The sequence below is a fragment of the Bacillus sp. PK3-037 genome (assembly GCF_054161355.1).
In genome coordinates, this window is record NZ_CP096408.1 from 2,704,162 (window position 1) to 2,725,630 (window position 21,469).

Below are 21,469 nucleotides of genomic sequence, written 5' to 3' on the forward strand. Positions count from 1 at the left end.
CTTATTTTGTTTCGTATAAATAAATGCGCCAGGCGGAATCTTTATGGTCAAATGTTTTCACGAGCGCCAGGTGGTTTTGGTCAGCGTTCATGATGGGAACCGAAGAAAAAATATATTGTCCGCCCATTTGTTGAAACACATCTGTATTTAATTCAAGATGATTGATTGTTTTCTTCGAATTCTTTTTAAAGTCATATCGTTTGCCAAGCTCATCGACGAACAGATAGCAGCGGCTCCCCCATTCATCAAAGTACCGTTTCAATTGGGCGTTTTTTTCCAGCTCTTTTTCAATGATTTTTCTAAATTCATATTTATATGAGAGCGGGTACAGGTTGTTATATGTATCTAAGGTGTAAAAACCGTTGTATTGGGCGATAGACGGATGCAGACCGATACTCGCCACCCTGTACGAATCTTGCGGGCGCCCGATATACTCCTTAATCTCTTTAAATTGGTCAGACGCGTAAAATTCACGAAACGTCGGCGCGTTGTAGTGAACGCCATACGTATACTCCTCATTAAAAGGCGCCAGGACCATCAGCTGCGCAGTAACTGCCGCATACACAAGCCATCGCCACTTTTTCCCCATCCGCCAGATGAGATACAAAGCGAGCGCAAAACTCATGTAGATCACCAGCGGGCGCAAAAAATGAAAACGGGCAAAATTAAATTCGGCTAAAAATGCAAATTTCTGCTTTGGAACAGCCCATATTTTGTTGAACCAAAACGCATACCACAGTGACAGCGCATAATTTAGCACGCAGAGAAAAAGATAAACGTTTTCTTCCCTTGTCCGATTTCGTTTGAACAGCACAGCAAAAAAGACGAGTAATAAAATTGGAAGAATCACAACGGTATGAACTGTCATGACATGGTTATGTCCGTAGACAAAGTTTTTGACGGACAAACGCAGAGAGTGCCAAACATCATGCCTTGATGAAATAAATTCAATCCGGTGCATCGGCGCGTGTGAAATCAACATCGAATAGACAAGCCGGTACTCGACAAATAGATAAATACTTGTCATAAAAGCGATGCTGCCTAAGAAAATGAAATTCCATTTTCTTTTTGTGATGACATCATACAGCCAGAAGCATGCCATCCCAGCCAAGAAAAAGAAGAAGCCTAATACAAAGCTTGAATACAACGGCAGCAAACCGAGCGTCAGCCATTCTCTCCATGAGATATCCCCTTTTCGGATATTCAAAAAAGCCCACAGCGCCAAGGGGTATCCAAGCGTGCTCAGCATTCCAGAAGGCCAAAAAGGCGTTAAGGCAAATGCGAGCGATACGCCAATTCGGATCAATGCCGCTTTCTGATCCGGAATCACATGTTTCTTCAGCAGCACATACATTCCGAAGAAAGCGACAACTCTCGTAATGGTCTGGCTTACCGCATAGGCGGTCATAGAAGAAAACAACGCGTGCAGCCAAACAATTCCGCTCCACTCAGTGCCAAACGCATCCCGTGGCAGTCCGTTAATGATTTGCGGAATGGCCGCATCAACTTTGCCGATGATTTCTCCGCTGTCGGCCAGCACCTTGTACCAAGCGATATTAGAATCCAAATTATCGTGTACGCGAATATGGGCGTCTTCCTTCAAAATAAAAAGCGGGGATACATACAGCAAAAGGAGAAATAAAGCCATCAAAAGATAATATGTTTCTTTTTTGTGTTGTCTTAATCGTAACATCCCTAACACATCCATCTGTTATTCTGACTTCTATTGGGCACGATCTGCCTCACCTGTCAAAATTTATTATCCCTTTTCCCTTCTAAAACATTCATCAAATGACAATCCTTTCTGCATTTTTCAAACTGGTCTTCTACCCATTAATTCCCGCTATCCATAAGGCTGCATCACTTACTATACTGGTAGAAGGGAGGGGATACATGTGTTCATCTTACTTTCATTGGTCATACTGGCTGTTATGCCATTTATATATAAAGCAAACCGCAACACAAAAGATGTGAAGGTCAACACGATTTCAATTGATCAGCAAGACGGCCTTCCAGCAAGAAAAAAACTGAATATCCTTCATTTATCGGATCTTCATTTAGAAAACATATCTGTTTCGCCTGATGAGCTCTATCGTTTAACAAATAATCAACCTGTAGACCTCATTGCGCTGACCGGAGATTTTCTTGACCGGAAACGAAATATTCCAAAGCTTGCCGGCTACTTGCAGGCACTGCAACAACTGAAGCCTGCTTATGGCATGTACGCGGTGTTTGGCAATCATGATTATGTATTAAAAGAAAAGGACTTTCAAAGATTAAAGCGAGTGCTGGAGGAAAACGGCTGCATTACGCTGCAAAATGAACATGTTCACATCAATACTGACGCAGGGCCTGTTAATATTATCGGAATTGACGATTACAGTACGAATCGCAGTAAAATCACAAACTCTTATAAAGGTCTTCAGAATGGCTATCACCTTGTACTGACACATGATCCGAATATTATTTTAGAGATGCAGGATATTCATTTTGACTACCTGTTATCAGGCCATTTTCACGGAGGGCAAATCCACTGGCCAAAGCCGTATCATTTGGTGAAAATGGGCAAGCTTGTACGTATGAATATGATTAAAGGCCTTCATTATCACCACGATAAACCGTTTTATATCAGTGAAGGTTTAGGACAAACTGGCGTTAATATCCGTGTAGGAAGCCGTCCCGAAGTGACTTTCCATCAAATTTAAAAAGACTGTGCTGACCATGGCATCAGTCTTTTTTTTGATAGGTGTGCTGAAGCTTTTCTTTCGAGATAAACAAATAGGATGAATTCGGCAGATTTCGCAAGCTCACTGGCTTTGACGTTAAATATAAAATCGGCATATGGGTGATTTTTTTAAAGGATCTGTAAATAGGATTGACCGGGGTTACGACGTCAAAGCCGAGCCTTTCTACCCCTTTATCAAGCATTGTAATGCCAATGATCCCTTTGATTTTTTCGCTTTTTTTATGATTGTTGATATACTCCAGCAGCATCGGCATGGATTGATATACTTTTTGGTAAATAATGATTCCTTTTCTGACCGCGCTTTCAATGCTTTGCAGCTCCCTGATCAGCTTGATGTTGTGCAGATGGATTTTAACGAGCACATCGTTTTTTCTTATATGCGTTCCGTCACTCAGCACGACATGATGCCCTTTGTATTTCGTCAGTCTGACTCGAAAGACGCATTTTCGCTCATCTTCAATCAAAGTCAGCCTCGAAAAAAAGAAATAAATCGGGTCAATCACTCTCCAAATGGAAAGGAAACAGGTTTTCATCTCTTCACCTTCCTTATCATCAAAAAAACACCCTTATATTTTGTGATGATTCTCCCCAAAATATAGTTGCCATATTTTTAAGGAGGACAGACATGACAAACATTCTTATTTTTCCTTTTTTAAGCATTTCCACCGGGCATCATCATGTCGCTGATGCCCTAAAGGCTGATCTGGAATCTAAAGGGCTGCATTCAGAAAAAATTGATATCTTTTCACATACGTATAAACGCTTAGAACAACTGTCCTCCTCAGCTTATTTAAAATGGATTCAATATTTCCCGAAAACGTACAGCGGAATATACAAGCTTCTCGCTTGCGGAGAGTGTAAAAATGTCAAACGCTATGCCATGTATGAATGGCTGTTTATGCAAAGCATGAGACAGATTCTCAAAGAAAAACAGCCTGATATCGCCTTCTGCACACACGCCCTGCCTTCTTATCTGCTAAACCGGCTGAAACCGGAATATCCAAACATGGCCATTGTAAATGTCTACACGGATTTTTTTGTAAATCAGGTATGGGGGCGGAAGAACATTGACTACCACTTTGTCCCGATCATGGATATCAAGAAGCAGCTCATGACCGAAGGAATCAGCCAGGAAAAAATATTTTTGACCGGCATTCCCGTTCACCGGGCCTATGAAGCAGGAACCGCAGACCCCTGCCAGCATCGTCCGCCTTATACCGTCATGATCACAGGCGGCAGTATGGGAGTCGGCGGTATTTTTAAGCTGGTCCAGGAGCTGTCGCCAAGCGGAAACATCTTATACAAAATATTATGCGGCAGAAACGAAAAGCTCTACCGCTATGTCAAAAGTTTACAACATCCTTTTATCGAAGCGATCCCATACCTTCACAGCAAAGCAGAAATGAACCGTCTGTACGCACAAGCCTCAGGCGTCATGACAAAGCCAGGAGGCGTAACCATCAGTGAATGCTTAAAGAAAAGGCTTCCGGTATTTATCTATCATGCGCTGCCGGGACAGGAGGAAATGAATGTGAGCCTGTTAAAAGAACGGCAGCTTGTCACAGATATAAGAAACTGGGATATGAAGCGGGCAGAAGAGCGCATTTCCGCATTTTTTCAATCGAATGAACGGGCAGCAGCAGAGAAGCAAGTCAGGGAGTATCTTGGCCAAATGTGCGACCGGGAGATTGGGGAGGTTTTAAAAAGGATATTAGATGAATGTGAACATAAAAAAACACCCTCCTGAAAAGAGAGGGTGGCATGACTAACGAAACAGTAAATGCTGGCTGTGAATACCTGCTTTCTTCAGCAGGAGGATCAGCTGGTCCTGCTCATCAGACGAAAGGCCTGAAAACGCTCTCGCTATACGGAGCGCATGGATTGGATAAATTTTATCCAAATACTCATTCCCTTTATCCGTGAGATGCGCGTAAACGGAGCGTTTATCTTTCGGGTCCTGCTCCCTGACTAAAAACCCGTTTCTTTCTAACTTGTCAATGACATATGTGACGTTTCCGCTTACAAGCAGAAGCCGCGACCCAATTTGCTGTAATTTTTGCGGGCCTCTCGTATACAAAAGTTCCAGTACGGCAAATTCTGTGGGATTAAAGCCGTGCTCTTTGCTGTCACGGATGCTGTGTTCAGACACACTTTTGAAAGCCCTTGCAAAAACTCTGTACAAATTCATCGCACGCTCAACTTCTTCTTCGTTAAACGATAATCTCATCATATCTACCCCGTATATAGAATTTTTATAAAAAAATAATGAAAACCCTTACATATAATAAGAGTTTAATGCCCTTATTATTTTTATTCGCTACAATTCGAGAAATTCCTTTTCAGGAAACAAAAAAATCCTTATCCACATTATTTTGTATAAGGATTTTTTTGGTGATATGGGATGCTGCGAAAGAAATATGCGTATTCCTTCCGCAGTTCAGAAAGTGTCATTTTGTTCATTACTTCTTTATTATAAACTCCGATTTGAAAGAGTTTTTCTGAATAATGGCTTCGTTCTTTTTCTAATGCTGTTTTCAATAAATTACTCATAGCGTCCTCCTTCATTTTAAGGTATCCTCTAAATAAGATACTCTCTTTAAATGAATGTGGTGTGAATCTAATGTAAAGAATTTATGTTTACGAAGATTTTCGGTAAAGTCCGTTTTGAACTGATCTTAAAAGCTGAAAAGCATGTTCTCCGGCAAGCTGCATAAACGTTTCAAGCATTTCATCCCGTTTCATATCCAACTCGATTATTTCCTTTGCCAGCGAGACCGCTTTTTCTTCCTCCATGATTATCCTTCCTCCTCATTTAATCGTTACATAAAGGATAAAACGCGCTTATAGGTTACGCATCATTCTTGTTAATTTTTCTGCCGTATTTTTTCAAAAATCTGCTATTTCATGTTAGAAAATATAACAAGCGTCAGGTTTTTTCTCTATGTTTTTTATATACTATTATCAAAAGACATCCAGGGGTGGAAAAATGACCACAGAAGATCATTCTTATAAAGACAAAAAAGTGATTTCAATCGGGATTGTCAGTGAATTGACAGGATTGTCCGTAAGACAGATCAGGTATTATGAAGAGCGTAAGCTGATTTATCCGCAGCGTTCTTCAAGGGGAACGAGAAAATATTCTTTTGCCGACGTCGAGCGGCTGATGGATATCGCCAACAAACGCGAAGACGGCGTGCAGACAGCTGAAATTTTAAAAGATATGCGCAAAAAAGAACAAATGGTAAAAAACGATCCGCAAGTCCGAAAAAAAATGCTGGAGGGGCAGCTTAATGCTCACTTTAGGTACAAAAACCGTTAAACGATAAAAGTCCGCCTCGCAATCTGAGACGGACTTTTATCGTTTATAATGAGTGAATGAATGCAGTGGCAATACCAAAGTAAATTAATAATGACAAAATATCATTTAACGTCGTAATGAGCGGGCCTGACGCAATGGCCGGGTCTACATTCAGTCTATGCAGAATAATGGGGATGATTGTTCCGGACATCGTACCGATAATTAAGGTCAGCAGCAGTGAAGAACCCACAACAAATCCTAAAAGCACATTCCCCTGCCATATGATGGCGATCACCGTAATTAAGACAGAACAGACGGCACCGATATAAATACTTGTTCTGAGCTCCCGAAAAATCAGTTTCACAATCGTTGTTTTATTCATTTCTTCTTTAGATAAACCTCTGATGACAACCGCGAGAGACTGTGTTCCTGTATTCCCTGTCATCCCTGACACCATCGGCATAAAGAATGCCAGCGCAACGACCTGCTTCAGCGTATCTTCAAAATAGCTCATGATGCTGCCTGAAATCAGCCCGATGAACAAAAGCAGGATCAGCCATGGAAGGCGGCGGTATGCTGCAACATATGCTTTTGTATCGAAGGTAATGGCTTTACCTGATGCGGCGAATTTTTCGTAGTCCTCATCGGCTTCCCGAATAACGACGTCAATGATATCATCGACCGTCACGATCCCGACAAGCACATTGTTTTCTTCCACAATCGGAATCGCTAAGAAATCGTAACGTTCAATCAGCCGCGCCACTTCTTCCTGATCTTGAAGCGCGTCTGCTGCAATGACACGGGTAAACATCAAGTCTTGTACCTTTTCTTCCGGTTCCCCGAGAATCAAATCGCGATATGACAGAACGCCGACTAGCTGCTTACTGTCATTTATAACATATAAGTAGTTGATAGACTCTGCGATTTCCGCGAAACTTTTCAGTTTGACGACCGCGTCTTTTACCGTATAATGCTGAGGAATCCACACATAACGGTTGGTCATCATGCGCCCCGCTGAATCAGCCGGGTAATTCATAAGGAGCTGAACTGCTTTTGACTCTGAGGCTTCCATGCTGGATAAAAGCTGTTCCTTCAGTTCTTCATCCATTTCCTCCAGCAATTGAGCGAGGTCATCGTTGTCCATTTTGTTCATGGCGAGTGTTGCTTTTGTTTTTCCGACTTTATTTAAGACGGCTAGCTGAAATTCCCGTTCCAGTTCGCCGATCATATCAGTAATATCATCAACAGTTAAATAAGATAAATAGCGGGCGCGGTGTTTTTCCGGCATTTCTTTAAAAATAAACGCCATATCATAGGGCTGAAGCTCATCAATAACACTTCTGAAATCCCTGATTTTTCCGTCTCGCAATAAGATAATGATGCGTAAAATGAGTTCGTCATAGGTCATGTTTTGAACCATCGGGACTCGTACCTCCTCTACGGAGACGTGCCGGCCTCGCCAGAAGGTGCGGCAGATCGTCTCCTCATCGTGTAATCAATTGTCTTGCTGTCATAGTATATGGGTACTTCTTCAGATTGACTCGAATGGGGAGAATCCATACTCCGCACCTCCTTTTTGTTCAACATTTCGTTTTCAAGGCATAAAAAAAGCCTTCTGGATTGAAGGTGAAAGAAGCACGGCAAAAAAAGCGTGCGGGCGCCTTCAATCGTAGAGCTTTAGCACTGTATGGCATAGGAGCAATCATCCAGCTGCATTAAAAATCACCTTATGTCGATGATTTCTGTTGACCCATTGGCGTCTTTGGACATTTTTGGGCAGCAGCGTATCTCCATACAGGAGCCTCACCTAACGAAGTTCGTAATTGAATTGACACACTGAGATTACAGAAAAAAACAAGCTATGTCAACTTAAAAAAGTTATTTATGCGTTTACATCTTATCAGATGAAATAAAATAAGGGCCTTAGCCCTTATTCTGTTGTTTGCGTCTCATCATCTTCTGAAAGCAAATGATAGGTTTCATGAAGAAATAAGGCGTATTCCCCTTCCTTCGTCGGATGTGGAACATACTCAGCCTGATTGATGTATTGTTCTTCTTTCTTTTCCAAGCGCTTCGCCTCCTTTTCTTATTAGATTGTCCAAAAAGCGGCTCTTTATCATGAAAAAAACCCCGCGGGTGCGGGGTTAGTCATCTAATTCCTGCTTCATAATACGTCCGTCCTTTGCAGAGATGTCAAATTCCGCTTCAGTCCCTTGTTTCGTTTGGACCTCAATTTCGTAGATATAAGCACCGTCGTCTTCATCCAGCTTGCTTTCTGTGACGGTTCCAGCTGTTTGCTTTAGAGCAATCTGTTCTGCTTCTTCTTTTGTCAAAACAACTTGCTCTTTTTTCTCTTTTAACGGGTCATTGAGCGCTTGTTTGGTCTTGATATCCACATAAACATCATAGTCTTCACCGTCTTTTTCGATTTCAACTTCATAAACTTCTTTGCCGTTATAGATGTCTCTGTCGATGTCATCCACTGTTCCGTCAACAACTGTTTTGGCAATGGACTCCGCTTCTTGTTCAGTAAGTCCGCCAGTCTCAGAAACAGACTGTGTTTGTTCATTATTTTCTTTCGCAAACGCGTTGTAGCTGAATCCTCCGGCCGCTAAACACCCTGCTAATAAGCCAATCATCCATCTTTTCTTCAGCATATGTGATTCCTCCCTTGTTCGTTATGAGTTCAGTTTACACACTCAACATGAAAGGAAAACGAGAAAAAGATGAGAATTTGATGAGAAACCATTAGTCTTCATAGATAATATTAGAAACTTTGCCGGTATAGGCGTTTATTTTCACCGTAGCTTCCTTGTCATTCGGGAGATCAACATCTACTTCAAACAGGAGAGTGCCTTCGCTTTCTTCCAAATCGGCGTCATCCGCTTTTCCTCCAGCCTCACGCTCCGCAATGGCTTTTGCCTCTTTTTCCGAAATTGTGGTCTTTTGTTTGTCTTTGCTGCTGATTTTATCAGCGGACACAACCGTTTTTGTCTTCATATCTACCTTCACTTCGTATGTTTCCCCATTATTTTTTTGAATGGTATACGACGCAACTCCGTGTTTTCGCGTGTGTTTTTTGACGGTGCCCGGCACCCGCACCAGAGCAAGCTGCTTAGCTTCTTTTTCTGTCATCTCAGATGTGTTCGTCTTTTTCACTCTGTTCATTGACAATATGTCGCCCGATTTAGCATCAGCTTTTAGAAAATAAATTCCTTTTGGATTTTCCAGAGTCATATCATACGTTTTTTTATCATTGGATTGCGTCACTTTTGTGATGTCGCCTTCATAGGAGGTTTCTACTTTTTTTATGACTGCATCCTTTGACAGCACGTCCTCATGGGTTTGCTGAATGATAAGAACCGCGCAGATGACAATGGCTAAAACGGCTGCCGCCGCAGCAGCTCCTGTTTTCATTCGTTTTGTCATAGCGCTCCCCCATCCTGTTCTCTAAATTGCACCGTGACATTTGTTCCCTGTCCCGGTTGGCTTTTTACAGACAGGTCAATACCATGCTCATCGGCAATATGTTTGGCAATGGATAGGCCTAAACCCGTTCCGCCTGTTTTGCGGTTACGCGCCTCATCCGCCCGGTAAAAACGTTCAAACAGGCGCGGGATATGCTCTTCAGGTATGCCGATTCCTTCATCCCTTACGGACAAAAACGGACGTCTGTTATTGGTTCCTGCGGAAATCACAATGGCCTTGTCACTATATTTTATGGCATTATCAAGCAAAATCGTCAGCAGCTGCTTTATGCGTTCTTCATCTGCGGTTACAAGCAAATTCTCCTTGTCCGTCTCGAGAAAGATGTCGCGTTTATAAACCGGCTGGAGTGTTTGTATGACGGCGCGCGACACTTCGATCAGGTCAACCGTTTTCAGATCAAGCTCCAATTCTTTATGGGTCTTGGCCAGCGTAAGCAGCTGATTGGTCAGTTTTTTCATATGGACCGCTTCTGAATGAATAGCTTCAATGGATTCCTCAAGCACTTCAGGCTTTTTTGCCCCCCAGCGTTTCATCAGATTGCTGTAGCTTTCAATAATGGTGAGCGGGGTTTTCAGCTCGTGTGAAGCGTCTTGGACGAATTGCTGCTGTTTGTCGTAGTGCTCTTTCAGCATGCTCGCCATCTCATTAAAGGTCAGCCCCATTTGATACAGTTCGTCATGCGACTGTCCTTCCAAAGAAATTGTTTTGAATGCTTTTTCTCTCTGTATGTCTTTCATCGTTGTCACCAATTGTCTGATTGGATTGGTGATATGGCGGGCGAGTAAGCTGCCGGCAAAGAAGGAAGCGATACAGACAGCCACGCTGGCCGCAATTAAGATGATTCTTAGCAGAAGAAGACTCTCTCCTGTATGCTCCAGCCTTTCCACGAGCTGAAGAGATACGACTTGTCCGTCTGTCCAAATGACCGGGACAGATGCTGCTGCAAACAGTTTGCCTTCATGCTTTGTCACGTCTGTCGTTTCCCCGCTGTGAAAAGAAAGAGGGAAGTCTTTATATACTTTTTCCTTTGTGATGGTCATGACGGCTTTCCGATCCGCATTCACTACCCGCACCATTCCGTTTGCCGGAAGATAGGCCTGCAGCATATCCTGCAAAGCCACTCCTTGTGTTTCGGCGGTATGCAGAGCTTCGGCGATATTGTCCGTTTCATCGGCAAGACGGGCCGCATCCTTTGAGGTGAGTGCCGATGAAAAAATGAGATAGACCGCAGTATGGACCAACACTAATAAAATCAACAGCCAAATGGATGTATAAAGATGAATCTTTGTCTTCAGCTTCATCATTTACCCCTTAATGGTATAGCCGACCCCGCGTACGGTGTGAATCAGCTGTTTTTCGTAAGGATAGTCCAATTTTTTTCTGATATATCTTATGTACACGTCGACGACATTTGTATCTCCGAGGTAATCAAACCCCCATACAGAGCTGAGAATTTGCTCTCTCGTCAGCACTTGCTGCGGATGCTTCAGCATATAGACGAGCAAATCAAATTCCCGGGGCGTTAATTCAACCTCTTTGTCTCCCCGTCTGACTTCACGTGTTTTCTCGTTCACCTGCAAATCGTCATATGTCAAAAATGTGCCGATATCCTCTGTTTTGCTTCCGGTTTGGCGTAGTGCCGCTCTGATTCTGGCAAGCAATTCTTCTATTTCAAACGGCTTGGTAACATAGTCATTCGCACCGATGTCAAGCCCCGTTACCTTATCTGGAACGCTGTCGCGGGCTGTTAATAAAATAACCGGTGTCTCTTGATCCGTTTTCCTCAACCGGCGCAGCACTTCAAGCCCGCTCAACCCTGGCAGCATGACATCGAGCAGCAATAGGGAATACGAACCTTCCGTGGCCGCGTTAAGTCCTTCAGAGCCATTATGTTTGATGGTGACGCTGTATCCTTCATATTCCAATTCAAGCTGAAGGACCCTCGCGATTTTTTCTTCATCTTCTACAATTAAGATGTGCCCTTTTTCCAATTCCGATCATCCTCTCATGTTCCTATATGAAAAAAATGATTTCATTGTTTACAAAATGATTCTTATCATCTATTATGATGTCAAAATAAAAAATTGTATACGGAAAGCACTAGGGGTGCTGTTATGGCTGAGATAAAGCGCGCAAAATCGCGCTTTGATCCCTTATGACCCGATCTGGATAATACCAGCGTGGGGAAGTGCAGGTTGACCGAAAGGTGTATTTTTTTGTGCGCTTACTCGATCTATGACTGCATATTCCCTAAGGATATGCAGTTTTTTATTTCACCAAAAAAACAGGAGGTCAGAGAAATGGACAACTTATGCGGCACAAGCAGAATCGCCGGATTTCGGTTCTCTTTATACCCGATGACAGATGATTTTATCAGTGTGATCAAGTCCGCGCTAAAAAAAACGGATACGTCAAAGGTTTGGACAAAGACCGATCATATCAGCACAGTTTTGCGCGGATCGATCGCTCATGTATTCGACGCCGCTAAAGCCATCTACCTGTATGCAGCAAATAGCGAAAAGCACATTGTCATGAACGGGACGTTTTCCATCGGCTGCCCGGGCGATACCCAAGGAGATACATATCTGAAAGCAGATGAAAAGCGAGTCAATGAAGAATCTGTTCACGACCTGAAAGCAGAGGCTCCATGCCAATTTGCACTGTATCCGATGAATGAGCCGAATTATATGGACATCATCATAAAAGCTGTTGAAATCGCTAAGGCTGACGGCACCTTTGTACAGGGTGTTCATTACGCAAGTGAGCTAGACGGAGATGCACACGACGTGTTCCAGACACTGGAAGACGCTTTCCGCATGGCAAATCAGCAAACAGCCCATGTCACCATGACCGTGAACTTCTCGGCAAACAGTCCATCAAGAAAACAGAAAGCAGGGATAAAATGAAAAGCTGGAAAGTAAAAGAAATTGTTATCATGTCTGTTATCAGTATTGTTTTTGGCATTGTTTATTTAGTATTCACCCATTTCGGAAACGTACTTGCAGGGATGTTCGGGCCCATCGCTTATGAACCGATTTACGGCATTTGGTTTATCGTGTCGGTGATTGCCGCGTACATCATTCGTAAACCGGGCGCGGCCCTTGTTTCAGAAATCATCGCAGCTCTCGTTGAATGTTTGCTGGGAAATCCTTCAGGCCCGATGGTTATCGTGATCGGCATTGTTCAAGGTCTCGGAGCAGAAGCTGTATTTCTTGTGACACGCTGGAAAGCATATTCCCTTCCTGTGCTGCTTCTGGCGGGTATGGGGTCTTCGGTGTCCAGCTTTATTTATGATTTCTTTGTTTCCGGTTATGCGGCGTACTCACCAGGCTATCTGCTCATTATGCTTGTGATCCGTCTCGTTTCAGGTGCGGTCCTGGCCGGCCTTCTCGGAAAAGCTGTCAGCGATTCTCTCGCATATACGGGTGTCTTAAACGGAATGGCACTCGGAAAGGAACTGAAAAAGAAACGGAAACGGGTATCAAATCATGCAAGCCTATAACAAGTTGCTTTCGGTTGACCGGCTTAGCTTTTCATATGAAGAAAACGAGAAACCGATTTTTCAGGATATAACGTTTGAGCTCCAAAAAGGAGAATGCGCTTTATTGTTAGGGCCGAGCGGGTGCGGAAAAAGCTCGCTTGCCCTCTGTTTAAACGGGCTTTACCCTGAAGCTTGCGACGGGATGCTGTCTGGGCATGTATTCTTATTTCAAAAACCGATCACTGACGCTGAAACCTCTGAAACAATCGCTCAGCATGTCGGAGTCGTCTTTCAGGACCCTGATCAGCAGTTTTGTATGCTGACAGTAGAGGATGAAATCGCCTTTGGATTGGAAAATCTGCAAGTCCCCCAAGAAGAAATGGTGAAGAAAATTGATGACGTTCTGGAAAAATTACATATCACTCATGTAAAGGAAAAAACGATTTCCACTCTGTCAGGGGGACTGAAGCAAAAAGTCGCGCTCGCCTGTATTTTGGCGATGCAGCCTGAGACGATTATTCTGGATGAACCGACTTCCCTTTTAGACCCTTATTCAGCACGGGAGTTCGTTCAAATGATCAAAGAGCTTCAGCAGGAAAAAGGCTTCGGCCTTCTCGTGATCGAACATCAGCTTGATGAGTGGGCGCCTTGGGTTGAAAGAACAATCGTACTGGATGGAGCAGGCAAGAAAGCCTTAGACGGGCCGACTAAGGAAATGTTTCAGCATCACTCAAACATGTTAAGAACAATGGGAATCGCTGTGCCAAAAATTTGTGGCTTACAAGAAAATGTGAGCATACCGTTCACATTGTCAAAAGAAACGCTGTTCAAGGAACCCTTCCCTGCTGGGCCTGCTGAAGAAGCGGCGGTTCTTTCTGCTGAACACGCGGTGCAGGTCCAGAACTTATCGTTTTCAAGAGGACAGCAGACCATTTTCAAAGACATCAGTTTTTCATTGCGTGCAGGCTCTTTGACGGCTCTTGTCGGGCCAAACGGCACAGGAAAATCTACGCTGTTGTCTGTTCTCGCCCGTTTGCTCAAACCGAAAAGCGGCAAGATTCTTCTGCATGATAAGCCGCTGGAGTCTTACAAAGAAAAAGAGCTTCGCAAACAAATGGGATTGGTTTTCCAAAATCCAGAGCACCAGTTTGTGACTGACACAGTATATGATGAGCTGCTGTTCGGCCATGCGGCAAATGCCGAAACCGAGAAAAAAGCGCAGAATCTGCTGCAGCGTTTGGGCCTTGCACATTTGGCGGACCACCATCCGTTTGCGATCAGCCAAGGGCAAAAACGGCGGCTGAGTGTCGCCACCATGCTGATGCACGATGTAGAGGTTTTGCTTTTAGACGAACCGACCTTTGGCCAAGACGCCAAAACAGCCGCTGAATGCATGGAGATGATTCAGCATATCCAGACAGAAGGCACCGCTGTCCTCATGATCACACACGATATGGAGCTTGTATCTTCATATGCTGACAGCGTGCTTGTGCTTCACGGCACACATTTGGCCTTTGACGGAATACCGGAACAGTTATTTTCCAGGGAAGCCGAGCTCGTCCAAAAAGCAAAGCTCACCCTCCCCCTTCGATATGAATGGATGACATACCAGCAGGAGGTGCGTGATGAAGCAGCCGTTACATCTCATTAACCCGGCAGTAAAAGCAGCGGCGGTTTTTTGCTGTGTCGTCATGCTGTCGTTTATTTACAATCCTTACACACCGGCGTGTTTTTATATCATGATTGTTGCGGGTGTCCTGTTGGCGGCCAGAATACCGCTGAAAAAATGGCTTTTGTTCACGATTCCGTTTTTGATTTTAGCATTTGGCTGCGTATGGACAGCCGCTGTTTTCGGCAAGATTCCGACGACCGCAGATAATTTTCTGTTCCAAGCCGGCCCTTTTTCGATCAACAGTGAAAATGTGGCTGTCGGCATCTCACTCGGGTTTCGGATTTTGTGCTTTTCTGCCTTATCGATGATGTTTGTTTTTACAACCGATCCGATTTTATTTATGCTGAGTCTTGTGCAGCAGTGCAAACTGTCCCCGAAGCTTGCATACGGCGTCATTGCCGGATTTCGTTTTCTCCCTCTGTTAAAAGAGGAGGTCCAGCTGATCCAGCAGGCACATAAAATCCGAGGCGGAGCGGCGGAAAATGGATTAAAAGAAAAAATAAGCGGGTTAAAGCGCTATACCATCCCGCTATTAGCAAGCGCGATCAGAAAAGCGGAACGAACAGCTCTTGCGATGGAATCAAAAGGATTTACAGGCAGCCGAAACCGGACGTATTACCGATCGCTTACCGTCAGCCCGCGCGACTGGCTGTTCTTTTTCCTCATTCTCTTGTTATTCGCAGGATCTTTTCTTTTGTCTTTATGTTTTACCTCATAAAAAAAGCCGCTATGTTTGGGTCTCACCCCTGTTTTTGAGACAGGGGCCAGTCCCGTTGAATAGCGGCTTTTTTATTATTGATGATAGTTCAATGCTTGGGCAAGATTGGTTTTAATATTAATGTTCGTAAAATCAATTCCAAGCTGTACAGCGGTTTGCGCAATTTCTGGTCTGATTCCAGACAATGTGGATCTGACACCGATTAAAGTAAGCGCCTCTATCAATTTAAAGATTTGATGCGCCACCATTGTATCAACAACTACGACACCTGAAAGATCGATCAACAGATGCTCAACGCGTCTTTTCGCACATGCATTAAGCGTGTTCTCAAGAATAAACTTTGCCCGTTCAGTATCAATATCACCGACAAGCGGCAGCAGAGCTGTCGTTTTGCTCAGAGTAATGACAGGCGAGCTTAATTCCAATATCATTTCTCTCTGGGCATTTAATTGCTGTTTTGCATTCGATTCAGCGTGATCGACGAATGTATAAATGGTAAAATCAAAAACTTTCACAATCAAATCGGCCCATTTTTGTTTTTCTCCCGGTCCAAATGCCGACTCGTTTTCTTCTGCGAACTTCTCATAATACTTCGTATATAATCTTCGGTTTCTCATAAACTCACGGATGACGTATTGCACCGGGGTATCGAGATGTTTTTGATCATTCGTCAGCTCAATGACCCATTGTTGAAATTCATCGAGAAATTGTTTTTCCGGTAAAACATACATGTAATTCAGATGCCGGTAGAACTCTCTGTCCTGCTCTTTCAGCTCCTCGGTTACAGCTGCATTATGTAAGGCATAAATCGAATTCGGATCGCTTTCCTCCATTGTGTCAATCCATTCCTCGGCCATTTGTTCTACATGCTCAGAAAAAAACGCAAATATTTTTTCATTCAGTTTCATCACACTGCTCCTTTCCCAACTTCTATTATAACTTGACTGACAGCTGAATCCCAGCCATACACGCTAGAGACATCCATTATTTTGAAAATTACTAATCCATTGGATTGTATCCTATTTTTTCAAAATGCTTCAAACGACTCTGTCCGAGCGGCTGCTTTTTTCATATAATGTGAGATAACACCCTTGTATCCACTTGCAAGCATAAAAAAGGAGGGCTTTTTTATGAATGGTGAAATCCGCTTGATCCCGTATGTGACGAATGAGCAGATCATGGATGTGAACGAGCTTCCTGAGGGTATTAAAGTGATTAAGGCGCCAGAAATGTGGGCAAAAGGGGTTAAAGGCAAAGACGTAAAAATTGCTGTATTGGACACCGGCTGCGATACGAGCCATCCCGATTTGAAAAACCAAATCATCGGCGGAAAGAATTTCACAGATGATGACGGCGGCAAGGAAGATGCCATTTCCGACTACAACGGACACGGCACACATGTTGCCGGAACGATTGCGGCTAACGATTCAAACGGCGGCATCGCCGGGGTTGCGCCTGAGGCAAGCCTCTTAATTGTAAAGGTGCTTGGCGGTGAAAACGGCAGCGGAAAGTACGAATGGATTATTAACGGCATTAACTATGCCGTTGAGCAAAAGGCTGATATCATCTCAATGTCCCTTGGCGGACCGAGCGATGTGCCTGAACTGGAGGAAGCGGTCAAAAACGCCGTCAAAAACGGAGTGCTAGTCGTTTGTGCCGCGGGAAATGAAGGTGACGGCGACGAACGCACAGAGGAGCTTTCCTATCCTGCTGCTTATAATGATGTAATTGCGGTTGGATCTGTTTCAGTAGCGCGTGAATCGTCAGAATTTTCAAACGCAAACAAAGAGATTGATCTTGTTGCACCTGGTGAAAACATTTTATCCACTCTTCCCAACAAGAAATACGGGAAGCTTACCGGCACTTCCATGGCTGCCCCTCATGTCAGCGGAGCGCTTGCTTTAATTAAAAGCTTTGAAGAAGAATCTTTTCAAAGAGAGCTTTCTGAATCTGAGCTTTATGCGCAGCTGATCCGCAGGACACTTCCGCTCGATATCGCAAAAACATTGGCGGGGAATGGATTCCTGTATTTAACCGCTCCTGATGAGCTGTCAGAGAAAGCAGAGCAATCACATTTGATGACCCTATAAAATTATTTTTCTCATATAATATATACCGTCATTTGTAAATAAAATTTCAAATTCTATGTTGACAACGAATTTGAATTACTGTTAAGATTACCAACAAATGATTCAATTTTTCAAAAAATTAATAACATTTTCTCTTATCGAGAGTTGGGCGAGGGATTGGCCTTTTGACCCCAACAGCAACCGACCGTAATTCCATTGTGAAATGGGGCGCACTGCTTTTCGCGCCGAGACTGATGTCTCATAAGGCACGGTGCTAATTCCATCAGATTGTGTCTGAGAGATGAGAGAGGCAGTGTTTTACGCAGAAAAGCCTCTTTCTCTCATGGGAAAGAGGCTTTTTATTGTGAGAAAACCTCTTAGCAGCCTGTATCCGCGGGTTAACGAGAGTGTTTTACATATAAAGGAGGAGAAACAATGACAACCATCAAAACATCAAATTTAGGATTTCCAAGAATCGGACTGAACAGAGAATGGAAAAAAGCACTTGAAGCGTATTGGAAAGGCAGCACTGATAAAGATACGTTTTTAAAGCAAATCGACGAACTATTTTTATCCGCAGTAAAAACACAAATTGACCAGCAGATTGATGTTGTGCCTGTTTCTGATTTCACACAGTATGACCATGTACTCGACACAGCAGTCAGCTTCAACTGGATTCCGAAACGCTTCAGACATTTGACTGACGCTACCGATACATACTTCGCGATCGCCCGCGGAATTAAAGATGCTGTATCTAGTGAAATGACAAAATGGTTTAATACAAATTACCATTATATCGTTCCGGAATATGACGAGAGCATTGAGTTCCGCCTGACAAGAAACAAACAGCTTGAAGATTACCGCCGAATCAAACAGGAGTACGGCGTTGAAACAAAACCTGTGATTGTCGGCCCTTATACGTTCGTCACGCTTGCAAAAGGCTACGAGCCATCTGAAGCAAAAGCAATTCAAAAGCGCCTCGTGCCGTTATATGTACAGCTTTTAAAAGAGCTTGAAGAAGAAGGCGTAAAATGGGTTCAAATTGATGAACCTGCGCTTGTCACCGCTTCAGCTGAGGATGTACGCGGCGTAAAAGAATTATTCGAGAGCATCACAAATGAGCTTTCTTCCTTGAATGTGCTTTTGCAAACGTATTTCGATTCTGTTGATGCTTATGAGGAGCTCATTTCTTATCCTGTACAGGGCATCGGGCTTGATTTCGTTCATGATAAAGGCAGAAACCTGGAGCAGCTTAAGACACACGGCTTTCCGAAAGATAAAGTGCTGGCAGCCGGTGTCATAGACGGACGCAACATTTGGAAAGCGGATCTTGAAGAACGCCTGGATGCCGTGCTTCATATCCTCAGCATTGCACAGGTTGATGAATTGTGGATTCAGCCTTCCAGCAGCCTGCTTCATGTTCCGGTAGCGAAACACCCAGACGAGCATTTGGAACAGGATCTGCTGAACGGATTGTCCTACGCGAAAGAAAAACTGGCAGAGCTGACAGCTTTAAAAGAAGGCTTAGTATCAGGCAAAGCCGCTATCAGTGAACAAATCCAGCAAGCGAAAGCGGACATCAAAGCGCTCAAACAATTTGCAACAGGAGCCAATTCTGAACAAAAGAAAGAGCTTGAACAATTAAGCGATAAAGATTTCAAGCGCCCGATTCCATTTGAAGAACGCTTAGCCCTGCAAAATGAATCTCTCGGGCTCCCGCTTTTGCCGACAACAACAATCGGAAGCTTCCCGCAGTCTGCTGAAGTGCGCAGCGCACGCCAAAAATGGCGGAAAAACGAGTGGTCTGATGAACAATACCAAAACTTTATCAATGCGGAGACGAAAAGATGGATTGATATTCAGGAGGAATTGGATCTTGATGTTCTTGTTCACGGTGAATTCGAACGGACAGACATGGTTGAATACTTTGGTGAAAAGCTGGCCGGCTTCGCCTTTACGAAGTACGCCTGGGTTCAATCATACGGTTCACGCTGTGTACGCCCGCCGGTCATTTATGGAGATGTAGAGTTTATTGAACCGATGACAGTGAAAGATACTTTATACGCTCAATCGTTAACATCCAAGCACGTAAAAGGAATGCTGACAGGTCCTGTTACGATTTTAAATTGGTCTTTCCCTCGGAACGATATCTCGAGAAAAGAAATCGCGTTCCAAATCGGACTCGCCCTCCGCAAAGAAGTAAAAGCGCTTGAAGACGCGGGCATTCAAATCATTCAAGTCGATGAGCCAGCCCTGCGTGAAGGCCTTCCGTTAAAAAACCGTGATTGGGATGAGTATTTGACTTGGGCTGCCGAGGCATTCAGATTAACAACATCTTCCGTGAAAAATGAAACACAAATTCATACACATATGTGCTACAGCAACTTCGAAGACATCGTCGATACGATCAATGACCTTGACGCTGATGTCATTACGATCGAACACAGCAGAAGCCACGGAGGATTTTTGGATTACTTAAAAGAGCATCCGTATTTGAAAGGGCTTGGGCTTGGTGTTTATGACATTCACAGTCCACGTGTCCCGTCAACTGAAGAAATGTACAACATTATCGTTGATGCGCTTGCTGTATGTCCGACTGACCGTTTCTGGGTAAACCCTGACTGCGGTTTAAAAACAAGACAGCAGGAAGAAACAGTCGCAGCCTTAAAAAATATGGTTGAAGCGGCGAAACAGGCAAGAGCTAAGCAGACACAGCTTGTATAATACGAAAACCATCTGCAAATGCAGATGGTTTTTCTTTTAGGAAATCGGTTTTCGATGCTCCCCATCCCCTTCTTTTCGTATTTTGGCTGTACCGTTTTTATCAAATGCCACAAGGCTCAAAGACGTATCATGTATGTAAGCAGAATTCCATATGTCATGAATGCCTCTTCCCTTTATGATATTTAACAGCATTAATATAAAGACAGAATGGGTAACCAGAAGAATATTCCCGGAAGAATGTCTGTCTAAAATCGATTGGAGAGCCAGCCTTGCCCGGCTTTCAAGGTCAAAAAATGTTTCACATCCCGGCTGGTGATATGCTTCAGGATGATGAAAATAAGCATGAAAAAGATCAGGTTCGTCTCTTTCAATATCCTCTTGTTTTTTCCCTTCCCATGGCCCCAGCGACATTTCTCTGAAAATACGATCTTTCACCAGCGGCAGGCGGCGCGATCCCAATATAGCTTTTGCCGTCACTTCTGTCCGCTTGCTCGGGCTGATGTAAACCTGATTGAATTCAATGTCCTTCAGCCGTTCTCCAAGAGCGCGGGCATTGTACAGTCCAAGTTCTGTTACACCAGAATCCAGCCAGCCCTGCATCCTTTTTTCTACGTTCCAATGTGTCTGTCCATGCCTGGCAATATACAAATGCAGCATATGCTCCCCTCCCTTTTTTTCATCTTAGCAAATCCCCCAAATATTTTGTTTATTTTTCATTTTTTTGAGAATGTTTTTTGCACTTCTTTTCGGCTATACTTATATCATTCGATCGACTGGGAGGGTATGGGATGAATCATGAAGCGTTTTTAAAGCGGGCTGTCGAGCTTGCTCGTGAAGGAGTGAATGCTGGAATCGGCGGGCCTTTCGGAGCTGTTATCGTGAAGGACGGAGCCATTATAGCCGAAGGACAGAACAACGTTACTACAAGCAATGATCCGACTGCCCACGCGGAAGTAACTGCTATTCGAAACGCCTGTAAAGCGCTTGGGACATACCAGCTGGATGACTGCATGTTGTATACGAGCTGCGAGCCATGCCCAATGTGCTTAGGCGCCATCTACTGGGCCCGGCCGAAAGCCGTTTACTATGCTGCTGAGCATACAGATGCTGCTGAAGCCGGTTTTGATGATTCATTCATTTATGAAGAAATTGATAAACCTGCTGAAGAAAGAACGATCCCCTTTTATCACGTAACTCTCGCGGAGCATTTATCTCCGTTTCAAGCTTGGCGGGATGTTGACTATAAACAAGAATATTAAAGGATCAGGCATG

Annotated in this window: 24 protein-coding genes and 3 riboswitches; of the genes, 10 read left to right on the forward strand and 14 right to left on the reverse strand. The window is 43.8% G+C overall.

Annotated features, from left to right (window positions below; translation table 11 throughout):
- Position 1: 1 nt before the first annotated feature.
- The gene (locus tag M1D69_RS13790) at positions 2-1,693 is read right to left on the reverse strand and encodes a DUF6044 family protein (RefSeq protein WP_458105778.1); all 1,692 of its coding nucleotides are present in this window, start codon (positions 1,691-1,693) and stop codon (positions 2-4) included.
- 238 nt (positions 1,694-1,931) lie between these two features.
- Here M1D69_RS13790 and M1D69_RS13795 point away from each other — a divergent pair, with 238 nt between their 5' ends.
- Positions 1,932-2,705: a metallophosphoesterase gene (locus M1D69_RS13795; RefSeq protein WP_285849888.1), complete on the forward strand. Its 774-nt coding sequence runs from the start codon at positions 1,932-1,934 to the stop codon at positions 2,703-2,705.
- A gap of 22 nt (positions 2,706-2,727) precedes the next feature.
- Here the strand turns inward: M1D69_RS13795 and M1D69_RS13800 are convergent, their stop codons facing one another.
- Complete coding sequence (locus M1D69_RS13800) at positions 2,728-3,279, reverse strand: YkoP family protein (protein ID WP_458105777.1); 552 nt, start codon at positions 3,277-3,279, stop codon at positions 2,728-2,730.
- 92 nt (positions 3,280-3,371) lie between these two features.
- Here M1D69_RS13800 and M1D69_RS13805 point away from each other — a divergent pair, with 92 nt between their 5' ends.
- Positions 3,372-4,493 (forward strand): MGDG synthase family glycosyltransferase, encoded by a 1,122-nt coding sequence (locus tag M1D69_RS13805; RefSeq protein WP_458105776.1) that lies wholly within the window; start codon positions 3,372-3,374, stop codon positions 4,491-4,493.
- A gap of 18 nt (positions 4,494-4,511) precedes the next feature.
- Here M1D69_RS13805 and M1D69_RS13810 read toward each other — a convergent pair whose 3' ends face one another.
- From M1D69_RS13810 to M1D69_RS13820, 3 genes are all read right to left on the reverse strand, one after another.
- Complete coding sequence (locus tag M1D69_RS13810; protein WP_081638289.1) at positions 4,512-4,976, reverse strand: MarR family winged helix-turn-helix transcriptional regulator; 465 nt, start codon at positions 4,974-4,976, stop codon at positions 4,512-4,514.
- A gap of 137 nt (positions 4,977-5,113) precedes the next feature.
- A complete protein-coding gene (locus tag M1D69_RS13815; protein ID WP_024121137.1) occupies positions 5,114-5,296 on the reverse strand; it encodes a hypothetical protein in 183 nt (60 codons plus the stop codon).
- Positions 5,297-5,383: 87 nt separating this feature from the next.
- Positions 5,384-5,539: a hypothetical protein gene (locus M1D69_RS13820; protein WP_010333974.1), complete on the reverse strand. Its 156-nt coding sequence runs from the start codon at positions 5,537-5,539 to the stop codon at positions 5,384-5,386.
- Positions 5,540-5,732: 193 nt separating this feature from the next.
- Between M1D69_RS13820 and tnrA the strand changes: the two genes are divergently transcribed.
- The gene (gene tnrA, locus M1D69_RS13825; protein WP_003239028.1) at positions 5,733-6,065 is read left to right on the forward strand and encodes a MerR family transcriptional regulator TnrA; all 333 of its coding nucleotides are present in this window, start codon (positions 5,733-5,735) and stop codon (positions 6,063-6,065) included.
- A gap of 43 nt (positions 6,066-6,108) precedes the next feature.
- Here the strand turns inward: tnrA and mgtE are convergent, their stop codons facing one another.
- The 7 genes from mgtE to M1D69_RS13860 all read right to left on the reverse strand — a co-directional run bounded on the left by mgtE (position 6,109) and on the right by M1D69_RS13860 (position 11,524).
- Entirely contained in the window at positions 6,109-7,464 is a 1,356-nt protein-coding gene (mgtE, locus tag M1D69_RS13830; protein ID WP_024121136.1) for a magnesium transporter, read from the reverse strand.
- 17 nt (positions 7,465-7,481) lie between these two features.
- The gene (locus tag M1D69_RS13835) at positions 7,482-7,604 is read right to left on the reverse strand and encodes a hypothetical protein (protein ID WP_010330178.1); all 123 of its coding nucleotides are present in this window, start codon (positions 7,602-7,604) and stop codon (positions 7,482-7,484) included.
- 95 nt (positions 7,605-7,699) lie between these two features.
- Positions 7,700-7,866, reverse strand: a riboswitch (M-box (ykoK) riboswitch).
- Positions 7,867-7,974: 108 nt separating this feature from the next.
- Positions 7,975-8,112 (reverse strand): transcriptional regulator SplA domain-containing protein, encoded by a 138-nt coding sequence (locus M1D69_RS13840; protein ID WP_003218541.1) that lies wholly within the window; start codon positions 8,110-8,112, stop codon positions 7,975-7,977.
- A gap of 76 nt (positions 8,113-8,188) precedes the next feature.
- Entirely contained in the window at positions 8,189-8,701 is a 513-nt protein-coding gene (locus tag M1D69_RS13845) for a PepSY domain-containing protein (RefSeq protein WP_044156166.1), read from the reverse strand.
- A 91-nt stretch (positions 8,702-8,792) separates the two neighbouring features.
- A complete protein-coding gene (locus M1D69_RS13850) occupies positions 8,793-9,473 on the reverse strand; it encodes a PepSY domain-containing protein (protein WP_458105775.1) in 681 nt (226 codons plus the stop codon).
- Complete coding sequence (locus M1D69_RS13855) at positions 9,470-10,834, reverse strand: ATP-binding protein (protein ID WP_458106150.1); 1,365 nt, start codon at positions 10,832-10,834, stop codon at positions 9,470-9,472. The genes M1D69_RS13850 and M1D69_RS13855 overlap by 4 nt, the downstream gene beginning before the upstream one ends.
- Before the next feature lie 3 nt (positions 10,835-10,837).
- Positions 10,838-11,524: a response regulator transcription factor gene (locus M1D69_RS13860; protein WP_458105774.1), complete on the reverse strand. Its 687-nt coding sequence runs from the start codon at positions 11,522-11,524 to the stop codon at positions 10,838-10,840.
- A 101-nt stretch (positions 11,525-11,625) separates the two neighbouring features.
- Positions 11,626-11,737: riboswitch (TPP riboswitch) on the forward strand.
- A gap of 96 nt (positions 11,738-11,833) precedes the next feature.
- Here M1D69_RS13860 and M1D69_RS13865 point away from each other — a divergent pair.
- The 4 genes from M1D69_RS13865 to M1D69_RS13880 are packed head-to-tail and all read left to right on the forward strand — an operon-like array spanning position 11,834 to position 15,404.
- Positions 11,834-12,439 (forward strand): YkoF family thiamine/hydroxymethylpyrimidine-binding protein, encoded by a 606-nt coding sequence (locus tag M1D69_RS13865; RefSeq protein WP_458105773.1) that lies wholly within the window; start codon positions 11,834-11,836, stop codon positions 12,437-12,439.
- Positions 12,436-13,035 (forward strand): ECF transporter S component, encoded by a 600-nt coding sequence (locus tag M1D69_RS13870; protein WP_458105772.1) that lies wholly within the window; start codon positions 12,436-12,438, stop codon positions 13,033-13,035. The genes M1D69_RS13865 and M1D69_RS13870 overlap by 4 nt, the downstream gene beginning before the upstream one ends.
- Complete coding sequence (locus tag M1D69_RS13875; protein ID WP_458105771.1) at positions 13,022-14,665, forward strand: ABC transporter ATP-binding protein; 1,644 nt, start codon at positions 13,022-13,024, stop codon at positions 14,663-14,665. Before M1D69_RS13870 ends, M1D69_RS13875 begins: the two co-directional genes overlap by 14 nt.
- On the forward strand, positions 14,640-15,404 hold the full coding sequence (locus M1D69_RS13880) for a CbiQ family ECF transporter T component (RefSeq protein ID WP_458105770.1): 765 nt from the start codon (positions 14,640-14,642) through the stop codon (positions 15,402-15,404). The genes M1D69_RS13875 and M1D69_RS13880 overlap by 26 nt, the downstream gene beginning before the upstream one ends.
- A 74-nt stretch (positions 15,405-15,478) precedes the next feature.
- Here the strand turns inward: M1D69_RS13880 and rsbRB are convergent, their stop codons facing one another.
- Complete coding sequence (rsbRB, locus tag M1D69_RS13885) at positions 15,479-16,312, reverse strand: RsbT co-antagonist RsbRB (RefSeq protein WP_458105769.1); 834 nt, start codon at positions 16,310-16,312, stop codon at positions 15,479-15,481.
- A 222-nt stretch (positions 16,313-16,534) separates the two neighbouring features.
- On the opposite strand from rsbRB, the gene isp reads away from it, so the two are divergent.
- Both isp and metE read left to right on the forward strand, forming a co-directional pair.
- Entirely contained in the window at positions 16,535-17,494 is a 960-nt protein-coding gene (gene isp, locus M1D69_RS13890) for a serine protease Isp (RefSeq protein WP_458105768.1), read from the forward strand.
- A gap of 131 nt (positions 17,495-17,625) precedes the next feature.
- Positions 17,626-17,781: riboswitch (SAM riboswitch) on the forward strand.
- A gap of 127 nt (positions 17,782-17,908) precedes the next feature.
- Positions 17,909-20,197 (forward strand): 5-methyltetrahydropteroyltriglutamate--homocysteine S-methyltransferase, encoded by a 2,289-nt coding sequence (gene metE / locus M1D69_RS13895; RefSeq protein WP_458105767.1) that lies wholly within the window; start codon positions 17,909-17,911, stop codon positions 20,195-20,197.
- Positions 20,198-20,233: 36 nt separating this feature from the next.
- On the opposite strand, the gene M1D69_RS13900 is transcribed toward metE, so the two are convergent.
- On the reverse strand, positions 20,234-20,854 hold the full coding sequence (locus M1D69_RS13900; RefSeq protein WP_458105766.1) for a histidine phosphatase family protein: 621 nt from the start codon (positions 20,852-20,854) through the stop codon (positions 20,234-20,236).
- A gap of 131 nt (positions 20,855-20,985) precedes the next feature.
- On the opposite strand from M1D69_RS13900, the gene M1D69_RS13905 reads away from it, so the two are divergent.
- Positions 20,986-21,456 carry a nucleoside deaminase gene (locus M1D69_RS13905; RefSeq protein WP_458105765.1) on the forward strand — a complete coding sequence of 157 codons (471 nt, stop codon included), beginning with the start codon at positions 20,986-20,988 and terminating at the stop codon, positions 21,454-21,456.
- The last annotated feature ends 13 nt before the right edge of the window (positions 21,457-21,469 follow it).